Raw genomic sequence first — 14,627 nt, forward strand, 5'->3', positions numbered from 1 at the left:
TATCTAATTAATTGAAATCTTATTAATATTAGTCCATTACGTAAGGGTAGTTCTCGGTCATGTACACATCTTTATATAACTCAGATGCTTCCGGCCATGGAGATTCTTCAGCAAATTTCACTGCCTGATCAACAGTTGCTTTTACTTTAGCCTCTACTTCTTCAATCCATGCTTCGTCTGCATACTTTTCTTTTAAGATAGTTTCTCTTGCAAGTTCAACCGGATCTTTAGCTTTATAATCTTCTAATTCTTCTTTGGTACGGTATTTAGCCGGATCGGACATCGAGTGACCGCGGTAACGGTAAGTTCTCATTTCTAAGAAAGTTGGTCCTTCACCTTTACGTGCACGTTGAATAGCCTCATCCATTGCATTATGAACTGCAACAGGATCCATACCATCAACCGGTGCGCATGGCATATCAAAACCTAAACCAATTTTATAAATATCGGTCATGTTGGTGGTACGTTGTACTGAGGTACCCATTGCATAACCATTGTTTTCGCAAACAAAAACAACAGGCAATTTCCACAGCATGGCCATGTTAAAAGTTTCGTTTAATGCACCCTGGCGCACCGCACCATCGCCCATATAACAAATGTTAACATTATCGGTTCCTTTATATTTTTCTGCAAAAGCAACGCCAGCGCCTAATGGAATCTGACCGCCAACAATTGCATGTCCTCCGTAGAAGTTATGCTCTTTACTGAACATGTGCATTGAACCACCTTTACCTTTAGAGCAACCTGTAGCTTTACCGTACATTTCTGCCATAATACTATCGGCACTTACTCCTAAAGCTAAGGCATGGGCGTGATCACGGTAAGTGGTAATCATTGAATCGCCTTTTTGCATTGCAGATATTGCTCCTGCAACTACAGCTTCTTGTCCAATGTATAAATGACAAAAGCCACGTATTTTTTGTTGTCCGTATAACTGGCCGGTTTTCTCTTCGAATTTGCGCATCAGCAACATCGACTCAAACCACTTTAACCAGGTATCTTTATTTATTTCTACTGCACTCATTTTAGGGTATTTGTTTTTTGCGACAGCAAATCTAATTTTTTTATTGTAATTTTTGGCACTTTTAAGTGTAAAAACATCATGGTATTGGGGCTAAAATAAGATTTAACAGTTGTTTTACAATTAAATACGAATCTCCGGCACATTTGTTAATTTAATAACGATTTCTCATAATTAAATCATTGCCCTTTATCATAATATGGATTCAATTTATTCTAAAATTTAATTCTGCATAAGTGCCTGTTTACATAATTTAAAAACCATCTGTTTTTTCAACCTGCTCTCGTTACTGAAATAAAATCCTTTTGAAAAAAAGATATTTTAAGGCTGAAACTGCCAGTGAAATGGTGGATAAAAAATAAAAATGTTAATAACTTTCATTTTTTATAACATTACATTTGGATAACATTTGTATAATCAATACTTTTGACAACCAACAATAAGCCCATGTGGTGTACGTTAATGTGTAAGTGAATACCCAAACATAACTGTATAACATGATTAAAAAATTTTTGTTTTCTACCCTAATCGCTATCTGCACGCTCTCAACCGCATTTGCGCAAACAAAAACAAAAGAATCTGGTAAAGAATTAAATGACCCTGATAACCTTGCATCGCAATATTTTTCGCAGGTAATGGGTGTTGCGGTAGATGCGACCTCGAATTTAAAACTCTACAAATTTATATACGAGTGGATCGGAACACCATACAGCTATGGTGGAAACAGTAAAAGAGGCATCGATTGCTCGGCTTTTACTAAAGCGATTTACGACAAAGTTTTCAACACTACCATCAGAAGAAATTCGCGTGATATTTTCAGCATGGTAGATCCGCTATCCAAAGAAGATTTAAAAGAAGGCGATCTGGTTTTCTTCAAAATTAAAAGCAGAAGCATTTCACACGTAGGTATCTACCTTGGCGACAACAGATTTGCACATGCATCAAGTTCTCGCGGTGTAGTAATCAGCAACCTGAATGAACCATATTACAGTCGTTACTTTTATAAAGGCGGGCGTGTGTTAGAATCGTTTAAGAAAGAATTTGAAGTAGAATAATTCAGCTGGCAGTTAACAGTTCACAATTTCGGTTAACGGTTGCCTGAATAAAGAATACAATCCTCCTAAAGAAATTTCGGAGGATTTTTTGTTTAACACAACTCAAGCCGTCATTTCGCGCGGAGTGAAACGGAGTCGGGACCCCAAAGGCTCTGCGAAGCAAAATCTATCGGGATAGATCTCTCCATTCCACTACGTTCCAGTCGAGATAACGAGTATAATAAATACCTAATGAAGCTCATCAACACCATCCTAATTTTACCCTTTGTTGTTATTGTCCTGATCAGCTGCACCAGCAATAATGCCCAGGTTGCTGCACCGATAGCTAAACAGGATACCGTAATCCGGAAAATAAAAGATACGATATCGATCACCGCAGTAGGCGACATTATGCTTGGCTCTGCTTTTCCGTCAAAAACCAATCTTCCACCTGATGATGCCGTTAACAGTTTCCAGGTGGTTGATAGTTTGTTAAAAGGAGATATCGTATTTGGAAATCTGGAGGGCTGTTTTCTTAATTCAGGTAATTCGAACAAATGCAATGGTATAAACCCGAACAATTGTTATGCTTTCAGAATGCCTGAACGTTATGCCGGAATTTACAAAAATGCAGGCTTTAACGTATTGAGCATTGCCAATAACCACGTTGGCGATTTTGATGCGAAAGGAAGAAAAAATACGGCAAGGATTTTAGATTCGCTACAGATCCATTACGCCGGACAGGTAAATAAACCATTTGAAGTTTTTGAGAAAGACAGCATAAAATATGCTTTCTGTGCTTTTGCGCCAAACGAAAACACGGTATCGATCAATAAGATCGATAGCGCAAAGGCCCTAGTTGCCCGTTTAAAAACCATGGCTGATATTGTAATCGTATCTTTCCATGGTGGAGGTGAAGGCGCCAGGTTTGAGCATGTTCCCCGCAAAAATGAAATTTTTTACAAAGAAAACAGGGGCAACGTTTATGCTTTTGCACATGCCGTGATTGATGCCGGTGCCGATGTAGTACTGGGCCATGGGCCGCATGTAACCAGAGCTGTTGAAGTTTATAAGAATAAATTTATCGCTTACAGTTTGGGCAATTTTTGCACCTATGGAATGTTCAGTTTAAAGGGGAATAATGGTATTGCTCCTTTGCTTCAGCTAAAAATAAACGCCAAAGGCGATTTTCTCTACGCAAATGTAGTATCAGTTAAGCAGGATAAAATTAACCGTTTAACCCTCGATGATAATCATAGGGCTTTTAAACGGATAAAAGAACTTACCGATATTGATTTCGTTGGTCACCAACTTAAGTTCACCGATAATAAAATTAGCTTAAAAGATTAATTTTCTGCGACACCAATCTCAATTTAATTCAGAATATTTGCCTTATGAAAACGGGATTAATACTTCATTATATTATTGGTATCGCAGCGGCTATTTTAGTCCTGGCAGCAGCTTATTACATTCAGCAAAATCCAAAAAACTTATTATCTGCCGGCATTATTATACTGGCGGGTTGTTTGGTTGCTTTTAGTCAATACCAGATTATTAAGCACAAAAAGAAACAAAAATGATTGCTGTTGTTATAGAAGCAATAAATGCCTCAAACTTTAAGGATGGTATTTACCTTAGTTTAGCCATCGGTGCAGCAGTGGTACTTTTTCTTTTATCAAGAAAGTTCGGGAAGAAGAGATAGTTTAGCTCTCATCTTTCGTATTCTTTACCAAACCAATTCCAGAAACAAAGAATATCAGTCCGATGATGCCATAAACCATTAATCCCCTTGTATTTTGATTATGGTTTACAAAGCCATATCCGGCATAAATTAAGCCGATAATTCCCAGTATTGTTAAAATGGTTCCAAAAGTGCGTTTTACGTTCATGATCTATTTTTTAAGATAAGACAAAAATTTAAGGCTTTTGTTTGAGCACCGGAAAATGGAGTATTAATCGTTTGTATTTATTTTTTTATAACTTCATAAAAAAATCTAATTATGCAATACACCATTTATGTTATAGCTATTGTAGCGTTCATTGTCCTACTCAGCTCATTTGTTACCGTTAAACAGGGAACCATTGCGGTGGTAACGGTTTTCGGTAAGTACCGCCGTCAGTTAAGACCAGGTTTAAATTTTAAAATCCCATTAATAGAGCAGATTTATTCGCGCATTTCGATCCAGAACCGTTCGGTTGAATTATCTTTCCAGGCGGTAACACAAGATCAGGCTAATGTGTATTTTAAAGCGATGCTTTTATATTCTGTGGTAAATCAGGATGAAGAAACCATTAAAAATGTAGCGTTTAAATTCGTAGATGCCACCAACCTGATGCAAGCCTTAATCAGGACCATAGAAGGTTCGATCCGTGCTTATGTAGCCACGCAGAAACAGGCAAACGTATTGGCACAACGTAATGAAATTGTGCTTCATGTTAAAGAACAGATTGATCAGGTTTTAGATGGCTGGGGATATCACCTGCAAGATCTTCAATTGAATGATATTACTTTTGATGAAGAAATTATGCGCTCGATGAGTCGTGTAGTAGCGTCGAATAACTTAAAAGCAGCGGCTGAAAATGAAGGTCAGGCTTTATTGATTACGAAAACCAAGGCTGCTGAGGCTGATGGTAATGCCATCAAGATTGCTGCAACAGCCGAACGTGAGGCAGCTCAATTACGCGGACAGGGTATCGCTCTTTTCCGTGCAGAGGTTGCGCATGGTATGAGCAAGGCCGCACAGGAAATGGAACAGGCTAACCTGGATATTTCTGTGATTTTATTCACCATGTGGACGGAATCGATCAAACATTTTGCCGAGAATGGCGATGGTAATGTAATATTCCTTGACGGTAGTACTGAAGGCATGAACAAAACCATGAAAGAAATGATGGCCATGCAATTAAGTAAACAAAACGAGCCTTCAGGAAAGAAATAAGGATTTAATAGTCAAAATTGAGACCTATTAGTTTAATAAAGCACATTACAATCAAACCCAACGGGAGGTCTTATCAAAACTCCAAAGTAAATAATAAAGCCTCTTTAGCCAAAACTAAAGAGGCTTTATTATTTAAAAGATATTTCTTTTTAGTTATTCTTTGGCATCAGGCCTAAGTTCATTACATAACTACCTGATTGCTGCATAAAATCGCCCATTACCCTTAACGATTCATCTTCAATAAAATCGAAAGCATCTTGTTTGGTTACTTTATCTCCTTTTTTAATGGCCGGTAAACCTCTCAATGCCCTTAATTCATTTTGTCTGGTCAGGGTTTTGGCTTCCTGTGCTTCGCGTTCTGCTTTAAGTTTAGCCTCATTTAATGTTACAGAAACTTCGTTATCACGTTTTTTAAGATCTGCGATATCCTGTTTAAGGTATTTGAAATCTAAAGAGTTTGCAATACGTTGTTCACTGTTTTTAGTCAATTGAGCTTTCACAGCAGCTAAATTAGCAACGGCTTTAAAATTAGAACTTGGAATTACATCCCATGGTAAAGCAGATGGCTCTGTATCTTCGCCAATTTTATCCATTGGGTAAATAGAAGGGAAAACAACATCAGGTGTTACGCCTTTATGCTGTGTACTGCTACCAGCCACACGGTAAAATTTAGCCATGGTTAGATTAATCTGACCTAAATTGATATCTGCAGGATTTGCACTATTAGGAGAAGTTCCAACGGTTTTATCTTTCGAAATTAAACCTGCCACCCTTTGCAACATGCTCGGATTTACCAGTTTATTCAAATCTATAGAAGATTGAACGGTACCTTTACCATAGGTTTGGCTACCCATAATAATACCGCGGCCGTAATCCTGTATCGCTCCGGCAAAAATTTCAGATGCTGATGCGCTTAAACGATCAACCATAACACCAAACGGACCATCCCATGCTACACCACTGTTCTCGTCTTCATCTACCTCAATTTTACCGCGTAAATCTTTTACCTGCACTACAGGGCCTTTATCAATAAATAAACCTGTTAACGAAATGGCTTCAACTAAAGAGCCACCGCCGTTTCCGCGTAAATCCATCACAATGGCATTTACTTTATCGTAAGTTTTTAATGAATCGATCAGTTTTCTTACATCGCGGGTGGTACTTTTATAATTTTTATCACCAGCATTGGCTGCTTTAAAATCAGCATAAAAAGCAGGCAAAGTAATAATACCTACTTTAATGTCTTTACCATTGCTGTTAATGGTTTTTACCTTTTTCTTGGCAGAAGTTTCTTCCAGTACAATTTTATCGCGCACCAGTTCTATAATTACTGGTTTAGACGACATTTCTTTTCCTACAGGAATCACTTTTAAACGCACTTTAGTGCCTTTAGGGCCTTTTATTTTCGATACGGTGTTATCCAGTCTCCATCCAACTACATCAACAAACTCACCGTCGCCTTGCGCTACAGCAATAATACGATCGCCAGCACTTAACTGTTTGCCTTTAAAAGCAGGTCCGCCGGCAATGATTTCTGAAATTTTAACTACCTCATTTTCCAGTTGTAAACGTGCACCTATACCCTCAAAAGAGCGCGACATGTCTTCGTTAAAAGCAGCTGCATTGCTCGGGTTGAAATAATTGGTATGGGGATCAATAGATTCGGTAAATGCATCCATTAAAATCTGGAAAACATCCTGATTATTCATTTTTGAGGTTTGCGACTGTAAATTCTGATAACGTTTGGTTAAAGTTTCTACATTTTTTGCTTCAGCTGTTCCGGCTAAATTAAGGTTAATCAACTCATATTTAACACGTTTTTTCCAGGTATCGTTTAAGGCAGTTGTAGAAACCGGCCAGGGTAATTTTTCCCTGTCGTACACATAAGTATCGGTTTGGTTAAAATCGAATTTGGTTTTAATCTGCGCCAGCGAATAATTAAAATATTCGTTAAGCCTTTTAGCGTAAACGTTATAGATAAAAAAGGGACCACTTAAATCGCCGTTTTTAAAATCGTCGTCTAACGTATATCTGTATTTTTCAAATTCCTTAATATCAGATGCAAGGAAATAATTTTTACCCTGATCTAATGATTTGATATACTTATCTAAAATAATGGAAGATATAGAATCGTTGACCTGAATTTTCTTGTAATTGTAACTCTCAATCAGATTCACAACCTCCTTAATCACAAGCTGTTGCTGCTGATCCGGCTTTATATTGGTAATTCCCTCAACAATCGGCTGAGTTTTGGGCGCAGCATGGCAGGCAAGTACGGCTCCGGTAAAAATTACAAAAAATATTCTCTTTAACATCTCTTTAAATGATTTAAAATCCATTTCCAATTCTATATAGCCAATATGATACCATTTTAGCAAAAAAACAAAAAAGAGACAGCATTATTACCGTCTCTTGTTAAAACTTTATCAAATCTAACTAAAAGCTTTTTATTTAACAATTTCTTATAGCACAACGCTAAGAGATATTTTTTGTTTTAGGCAATATTTAAAATTTGACCGAATAAAGACGTATAATCGCTTTTAAAGCAATGTTTTAGTATTTGTGGGAATAATTTTTCCGGATGATTAGAGGTTACAGGTTGATTAACCTTTTTTAGTAGCGGTTTTGCTGGCAATTATTTCCCTGGCATCCTTAATCTGCGCTTTATACTGCGTGGTTTTGATGGAATTGGCCAGCCATTCTGCCGATTTTAAATCCCTGAGCGCAAGGGTAAAATCTTTCTTTTTAATTTTCACCTGAACAATGCCCAAAATAGATTCGATATAGGCATTATTGCTTTTTAACTGTTTAGCCAGTATGCCCTGCTGGGTGTAAAACCACATCGATTGCGTGTATTTGGTATTAGCAAGGTACACTTTGCCCAAAAGGCTGTAGGTATTCATGATTCCGGCACGGTTACCGGTTTTAGAATAATTTTTTAAAGCAACATTTAAAAGGATCTGTTCTGCATCGGTGAAACGGCCCAGTTGGTAATGCATGCTGCTCATCTTAATGATGGCCTGCCCGTACCTGTTGAAATTTTTTACAGAATTATATTCGAAAGCAGCTTTGCCAAATAATGTTAAGGCTTCGTTATAATCGCCTTTTCGCTCTAAATCTTCAGCTTCTTCAAAAAAAGAATTCCCGTCTTCCAGGTCGAATTTAGATACCGCTATATTAATAGCGCTACCTCCATTGGGTTCCTGGATGTCTGTTTTGTCTATGTTTTGAGCCTGAAGTTGTAACGATGCAAAAAGGCCGATTAAAGCCAGTACAATTTTGGTCATGCAACAAAAATAATACTTTAATTCTAATTTTAGCTAAATACCTGTAAATTAACATCAAAAGATGCCCAAACCATATAGGGATGCGAATCGCAATGATATATTTCGCCTTCTGCGGTGATGCCAACTATACCTGCAAAGCCATCAAAAGCCTTTAATTCGGCGAAAGATTTGTCTGATGCATCCTTTAAAGTAAAGCCATCGGTAACACGTGTAACGATTTTGGCGGCCAGTGCACCACTCACAATATCTTCGCCAACACCAGTACAAGAGATTCCTGCAAACTGGTTAGCATAATTGCCGGCAACGGTGGCCGAATCGCTTACGCGGCAGGGAATTTCAAAGCCTTTACCGCCTGTAGAAGTTGCAGCTGCTAAATCTCCATTGGCATCAAGCGCTACACAACCTACGGTTCCTTTATTGTTTTTCTGGTTTAATTTTGCTTCGTACTCAGATTGACGCTGTAGTGTGATGGGATTAAAATATTCAAATCCGTTATCGCGGGCAAATTGCTGTGCGCCATCGCCACTTAATACACGATCATCATAGGTCAAAAGGTTTTGGGCTATCTGGATCGGGTTTTTCACATCCTCCACATTGATTACACCACTAAATTTTTCGGTTTTACCATCCATTAAAGCAGCGCTTAACCTTACTTTTCCATCACTTTGAATCTGCGAACCAATTCCTGCATTAAACAATTCGTTATCTTCTAACAAAGCAACGGTATAAACCACAGTTTCTAAAGCGGTATGTGTTTTCAGGTATTCGTGGCCCAGCGTAACAATAGAAGCTAAGGCATCTTGTTTTGCCTTTTTTGTTTCCTGATTGGTGGATGATTCGCTGAAAAAGCCGCCGTGTATAATTAGTTTCATTTTTGTAGTATCGAGATGTAAGTTACTTAGACTGATAACCGCCCACTGTTAATTGCTAACTGAACTACCCTATTGGAATAACTTTAGGATGATGGATTACTAAACTATGATCATTTAAATCATAAACGTCGCCATCGCACATAACGTGTACCACCATGTTTTTTATCGAAACCGGTTGTCCCATTTCTACATCGGTTAAATTGGTGTCGGCCATGTTGCGGCCATCAACCAAAATTACCATACCTGAGCCAATGGCTTCCATGGTATGCCCGTCTGATATAAAAAGCCCGGTATCTTCACCTAAACCAATGCCCAAAATACCAGGATTACTGGCTGCAGCATATAATAAACGGCCGATTCTGCCACGCTGAACAAAGTGTGTATCTACAATAACATCATCAATAAAACCTAAGCCACCGGTAATTTTAACTTCACCTTTAAGTAAAGCATCTTTACTGCTGCCCTGGTAAATCATGTTTTTAGAGCTTGCTGCTGCTCCGGCCGAAGTACCCGCAATTACAACAGGTTCATTTCTGTATTTTTCTAACAGGATCTGATGGATTTTCGTGCCGCCAAAAATAGATGAAAGGCGAAGCTGATCGCCACCGGTAAAAATAATTACCTCAGCGGCTTTGATACGCTCATAATTTTCGTCAGAATTGGCTTCTTCACGGTTGGTAATATTTAACACACCAACATTATGTACATCCAGTTGCGCATAAGCTTTAATGTATTCTTCACCAACTTTTTCGGGCATTAATGATGCGGTGGTGATGATCTCGAAACGTGATTGGGTATCTTTAATTGATTCAGTAGTAATCCTTTTTAAAATTCCACGCTCAAAAAAATTCATGTTTTCTGGTAGTCCAAATTGCGTTTCTGCGAAGCTACCGGTGTTAATTGCGCCACCAATGATGATGAGTTTACCTTTCGGAACCATTCTTTGTGTATATAATTGTATCAAAAAACCCAAATATATAGGCTTAAGATAAAAAACACGACTTTTTTTGTCAATAATATTCAATTTATTAACAAACGTTAAAATAATCTAACCTAAAATTAACGTAATAGTGCTTGAAAATAAAACAAATACGTATTAAAATTGATTTACGTAAATGGAACGCCTAATTTCAAAATAAATGCATATTTTACAGTCATCAATTTCATTCTCAAAATTGAATTAAAAAGGCCGTCCCAAAACCTTGTTAAATTAAAAAACGAACAAAACATTACATGAAGATATTAAACATACAAGTATTAAGAGGACCGAATATATGGTCGATTAGCCGGAAGAAATTGATCCAGATGCGGTTGGATTTAGAAGATCTGGAACAAAAACCCACCAATGTGATAGACGGTTTTAGCGAGAGGATTGAGAAACTGTTGCCAAGCATGTTTACCCACCGTTGTTCTAAAGGGGTTGAAGGCGGTTTTTTTACCCGGGTGAAAGAAGGAACCTGGATGGGCCATGTAATTGAGCATATTGCACTTGAAATTCAGACCCTGGCAGGTATGGATACCGGATTTGGCAGAACCCGAATGACCAAAACCGAAGGTATTTACAATGTGGTTTTCAGTTACCTGGAAGAAAAAGTAGGTATTTATTCGGCCGAAGCTGCAGTAAGGATTGCCGAGGCTTTAATTAACAATGAAGAATACGATTTAGAACACGATATCCGCAGGATGAAAGAAATCCGCGAACTGGAAGCATTGGGACCCAGTACAGGCTCCATTGTGGAGGAAGCGGTGAAACGCAGTATCCCGTGGATCAGACTGAACAAAAGTTCGCTGGTGCAATTGGGTTATGGCAAAAACCAGGTGCGTTTTAGGGCCACCATGACCGAAAAAACCAGCAGCATTGCAGTAGATATTGCCAGTAATAAAGAAGAAACCAAACGTTTGCTTACCGAAGCTGCCATTCCTGTAGCATCAGGTGTAACCATTTCAAATGTTGATGACCTCGAAGCGTCAGTTAAAAAAGTTGGATTTCCTTTAGTTTTTAAACCGCTGGATGGCAATCACGGTAAGGGTGCAACCATCAACGTAAAAACCATGGAAGATGCGTTGGCGGCTTTCGAATATGCCAAAACCTATTCGAGAAGGGTAATTATAGAAAAATTTATTACCGGCTACGATTTTCGTGTATTGGTAATCGATCATAAAGTTATTGCCGCGGCACAACGCGATCCGGCACATGTAAGAGGCAATGGAATTCACACCATTCAGGAGCTTATTGATAAAGAAAATGAGGATCCACGCCGTGGTTATGGACATGAAAATGTATTAACTGAAATAGCTGTAGACCGCGATACGCTGGATTTACTGGCTAAAAAAGAATATACTTTAGAAACCATTCCGGAAAAGGGAGAGGTAGTTTATTTAAAGTCGACCGCAAATTTAAGTACAGGAGGAACATCGATTGATGTAACCGATATCGTACACCCACAGAATATTTTTATTTGTGAAAGGATTTCGAGGGTAATCGGACTGGATATTTGCGGTATAGATATTATGGCACAAAACCTTACGCAGCCTTTAACCGAAAATGGTGGTGTGGTGTTAGAGGTTAATGCTGCGCCTGGATTCAGGATGCACCTGGCGCCAAGCGAAGGTTTGCCTAGAAATGTTGCTGCATCGGTTATCGACATGCTTTATCCGCAGGGAAAATTATCGCAGATCCCGATTATTGCCGTAACCGGAACAAACGGAAAAACCACAACCACGCGTTTAATTGCGCATATTATCCGCAGCAATGGTAAACGTGTAGGTTTTACCACCAGCGATGGGGTATATGTGCACAACACCATGTTAATGAAGGGCGATACCACCGGACCGGTAAGTGCCGAATTTATTTTAAAAGACCCGACTGTTGAATTTGCCGTTTTAGAAACTGCCCGTGGCGGAATTTTAAGGGCTGGTTTAGGTTTTAATGCCTGCGACATTGGTGTAGTAACCAATATTCAGGAAGATCACCTCGGGATTTCCGACATTCACAACCTCGACGATTTAACCCGTGTTAAAGCGGTTGTAATTGGCGCGGTTCGCCGTAAAGGCTGGGCAGTATTAAATGCTGATAATGGTTATTGCGTACGCATAGGTAAAGATGCCAGGTGTAATGTGGCTTATTTTAGTATGGATGAAAACAATCCGGTAATTAAAGAGCATTGCAGAAAAGGTGGTATTGCTGCTATTTACGAAAACGGATTTATTACCATTAAAACCGGCGACTGGAAATTAAGGGTTGATAAAGCCACTCATATTCCTTTAACATTTGGTGGTTCGGTAAATTTTATGATCCAGAACGTACTTGCGGCAACACTGGCTACCTATTTATGGGGTTATAAACCAGAAGATATTCGTTTATCGTTAGAAACATTTATCCCCTCGGCAGCACATACGCCAGGAAGGATGAACATTTTCAGGTTTAAAGACTTTAAAGTTCTGGTAGACTTTGCGCACAATCCTGACGGGTTTAACGGCGTAAAAAGTTTCTTGCAGGGAGTAGAAGCTACAGAACATGTGGGTATTATTTCGGCAACCGGTGACAGAAGAGATGAGGATATCCTCGAAACAGCCCGGATTTCTGCACAGATGTTTGATAAAATTTACATTTGTCAGGAGAAATACTTACGCGGAAGACAACAGGATGAACTGGTTGATTTATTATTGAAGGGCATTAAGGAGGTTGATCCGAATAAAGAGGTCATCATTAATAACAAAAGTACCGAGTGTTTAAAAATCGCGATTGAAACAGCTCAAAAAGGTTCTTATCTGACTATATTAAGCAATACGATTGACAATACAATTCAGCGTGTTACTGAGCATTTGGATAGGGAACTGGAGGCGTAGTTTTCATCTATAAAACCGTCATTTCGAGCGGAGTTCAGCGCAGTCGAGATAACGGCCCTAAATAAAAAAACCTCCTCCGATTAGATCGAAGGAGGTTTTTTCGTTTTTATATATTGTTCACTTATGCCTGGGCATCACGCAATCTTTTGATTTCGTCGTGAGATGTTCTCAATGATGCTTTTTGATCAGAGATTAATTCTCTGATATTTGCAGGAATTTCTTCTTCTTCCAGGGCCATTTTATAACCATTTTGAGCTGCATCTTCGCCGAATTCGCAATTGTTTAAAACGGTTTTGCGATCGTGACCGGTAAATATGGCTTTAACATCCATCCATGCCCTGTAAATTTTACCTGAATTGGTTGTTCCTGTTTCAATATCTTCGCCTAATGCACTTACTTCTGTTGCTAATGCCATTTTATATTTCTGGCTTTCGGCAATCATATTTAAAAATAGCGTTTTCAGATCTGCATCACCGTCTTTTAATTCCTGACGGGCTTTTTCATAACCTTCAATACGGTCGTTATTGATCTGGATCAGGTCATTCAATACCTCTGCTGTTGCTGTTGTCGTTTTCATGTTGTTATTTTTTATAGTTTCGATGTATAAAAGCAACACAATCAATCAAAAAAAGGTTTGTCATTTTTTCAATTGATTAAAAATACAGAGATAAAATGTTGTTTGTCAGGTTATTTCTTCGAAAAGTATTGCGCCAGTTTTTCTTTTACAAAACGCCTTACCCGCGTTACCATATTCCCCTTACGTTTAGTTAAAAAGGATTTGATGGCTTTATATGCAGTTGCATCCTCAGCAATTACGGTCGGAAATTCGACGATAGGTTTGGGATTGATAATAACATTATAGATGTCATTTATCCCCGAATGGACACCGGTACCATCATGTCCGATGTTATTTACCAGCGACTGTGATGGGTTGAGGGTTAAACCACCTTTTAAGAAAATAGAGGCGTACCACCTGATGGCCCAGCTGTTGTTTTTTCCTTTTTTGAACTCCTGCATCTGTTTCCAGAAATTCATTTTGTTATCAATGGAAAAAGCCGCTTTTTTCCTTTTATCAAACTGTTTTAAAAGTACATCGATATTGGGTTCAAAATTTTTCCAGGCCCTCCCCCATGTGGCCCAGCCCCAGCTCGTGGCTGCCCTGTAAAAAAATGATTGTGGCAGTTCTTCAGCTTTTAAAGGATACATATAAGCACCAATGTGCATCACTTTTTCTTCTTCGCTATATCGGGTTAGTGCCTCGTTAAAATAGTGCAAAGTGTGCGGAGAAGTAACCAGGTCATCCTCAAAAACAATTACCTGATCGTATTCTTCTATTAGCCGGGTAACTCCCGCAATTACGGAATTGGCTAAGCCTGCGTTATCCTTTCTCTCGATTACTTTAACGGATTTAAAGCCCTTCGTTTTATTGATAATTTTCCTTACAGCAGCCACATTCTCCTCCTCACGAACGGTCTTTGCGCCATCAGAAAAGATGTACAGATGGCTTTCGGCAGCCAGATCGTTCTGTTGCAAAAATGTTAACGTACGCTCGGTATGCTGCGGACGGTTATATACGAAAAGTGCTATGGGAGCAAGGTTTTGCATTTTTGTTTTTATCAATTAAG

General features: G+C 38.7%; 14 protein-coding genes. 6 read left to right on the forward strand and 8 right to left on the reverse strand.

Annotated features, from left to right (window positions below):
- Nucleotides 1–28: 28 nt before the first annotated feature.
- Nucleotides 29–1,024 (reverse strand): pyruvate dehydrogenase (acetyl-transferring) E1 component subunit alpha, encoded by a 996-nt coding sequence (gene pdhA, locus ABD769_RS11130; RefSeq protein WP_344851491.1) that lies wholly within the window; start codon nt 1,022–1,024, stop codon nt 29–31.
- 494 nt (nt 1,025–1,518) lie between these two features.
- Between pdhA and ABD769_RS11135 the strand changes: the two genes are divergently transcribed.
- The 4 genes from ABD769_RS11135 to ABD769_RS11150 all read left to right on the forward strand — a co-directional run bounded on the left by ABD769_RS11135 (nt 1,519) and on the right by ABD769_RS11150 (nt 3,757).
- Nucleotides 1,519–2,076, forward strand: coding sequence for a C40 family peptidase (locus ABD769_RS11135; RefSeq protein ID WP_316844818.1), 558 nt, complete (start codon nt 1,519–1,521; stop codon nt 2,074–2,076).
- A 231-nt stretch (nt 2,077–2,307) separates the two neighbouring features.
- On the forward strand, nt 2,308–3,405 hold the full coding sequence (locus ABD769_RS11140; protein ID WP_344851492.1) for a CapA family protein: 1,098 nt from the start codon (nt 2,308–2,310) through the stop codon (nt 3,403–3,405).
- Between the two features lie 44 nt (nt 3,406–3,449).
- The gene (locus ABD769_RS11145; RefSeq protein ID WP_025141506.1) at nt 3,450–3,635 is read left to right on the forward strand and encodes a hypothetical protein; all 186 of its coding nucleotides are present in this window, start codon (nt 3,450–3,452) and stop codon (nt 3,633–3,635) included.
- Nucleotides 3,632–3,757: a hypothetical protein gene (locus tag ABD769_RS11150; protein ID WP_344851493.1), complete on the forward strand. Its 126-nt coding sequence runs from the start codon at nt 3,632–3,634 to the stop codon at nt 3,755–3,757. The genes ABD769_RS11145 and ABD769_RS11150 overlap by 4 nt, the downstream gene beginning before the upstream one ends.
- A 1-nt stretch (nt 3,758) precedes the next feature.
- On the opposite strand, the gene ABD769_RS11155 is transcribed toward ABD769_RS11150, so the two are convergent.
- A complete protein-coding gene (locus tag ABD769_RS11155; protein WP_113950816.1) occupies nt 3,759–3,944 on the reverse strand; it encodes a hypothetical protein in 186 nt (61 codons plus the stop codon).
- 111 nt (nt 3,945–4,055) lie between these two features.
- Between ABD769_RS11155 and ABD769_RS11160 the strand changes: the two genes are divergently transcribed.
- The gene (locus ABD769_RS11160; protein ID WP_344851494.1) at nt 4,056–4,994 is read left to right on the forward strand and encodes an SPFH domain-containing protein; all 939 of its coding nucleotides are present in this window, start codon (nt 4,056–4,058) and stop codon (nt 4,992–4,994) included.
- Between the two features lie 149 nt (nt 4,995–5,143).
- On the opposite strand, the gene ABD769_RS11165 is transcribed toward ABD769_RS11160, so the two are convergent.
- The 4 genes from ABD769_RS11165 to ABD769_RS11180 form a co-directional block, all read right to left on the reverse strand.
- On the reverse strand, nt 5,144–7,309 hold the full coding sequence (locus ABD769_RS11165; protein ID WP_344851495.1) for a carboxy terminal-processing peptidase: 2,166 nt from the start codon (nt 7,307–7,309) through the stop codon (nt 5,144–5,146).
- Between the two features lie 288 nt (nt 7,310–7,597).
- Nucleotides 7,598–8,281 (reverse strand): hypothetical protein, encoded by a 684-nt coding sequence (locus tag ABD769_RS11170; RefSeq protein WP_344851496.1) that lies wholly within the window; start codon nt 8,279–8,281, stop codon nt 7,598–7,600.
- Nucleotides 8,282–8,310: 29 nt separating this feature from the next.
- On the reverse strand, nt 8,311–9,153 hold the full coding sequence (locus ABD769_RS11175; protein ID WP_344851497.1) for an isoaspartyl peptidase/L-asparaginase: 843 nt from the start codon (nt 9,151–9,153) through the stop codon (nt 8,311–8,313).
- Nucleotides 9,154–9,217: 64 nt separating this feature from the next.
- Nucleotides 9,218–10,117, reverse strand: coding sequence for a cyanophycinase (locus tag ABD769_RS11180; RefSeq protein WP_344851498.1), 900 nt, complete (start codon nt 10,115–10,117; stop codon nt 9,218–9,220).
- Nucleotides 10,118–10,386: 269 nt separating this feature from the next.
- On the opposite strand from ABD769_RS11180, the gene cphA reads away from it, so the two are divergent.
- Nucleotides 10,387–13,002: a cyanophycin synthetase gene (cphA, locus tag ABD769_RS11185; protein WP_344851499.1), complete on the forward strand. Its 2,616-nt coding sequence runs from the start codon at nt 10,387–10,389 to the stop codon at nt 13,000–13,002.
- A gap of 121 nt (nt 13,003–13,123) precedes the next feature.
- Here the strand turns inward: cphA and ABD769_RS11190 are convergent, their stop codons facing one another.
- Together ABD769_RS11190 and ABD769_RS11195 are read right to left on the reverse strand one after the other, a co-directional pair.
- Nucleotides 13,124–13,579 (reverse strand): ferritin-like domain-containing protein, encoded by a 456-nt coding sequence (locus ABD769_RS11190; RefSeq protein WP_025141493.1) that lies wholly within the window; start codon nt 13,577–13,579, stop codon nt 13,124–13,126.
- Between the two features lie 110 nt (nt 13,580–13,689).
- The gene (locus ABD769_RS11195) at nt 13,690–14,607 is read right to left on the reverse strand and encodes a sugar transferase (protein WP_344851500.1); all 918 of its coding nucleotides are present in this window, start codon (nt 14,605–14,607) and stop codon (nt 13,690–13,692) included.
- Between the last annotated feature and the right edge of the window lie 20 nt (nt 14,608–14,627).

Origin of the sequence: Pedobacter jeongneungensis, assembly GCF_039538295.1 — a bacterium.
Lineage (GTDB): Bacteria > Bacteroidota > Bacteroidia > Sphingobacteriales > Sphingobacteriaceae > Pedobacter > Pedobacter jeongneungensis.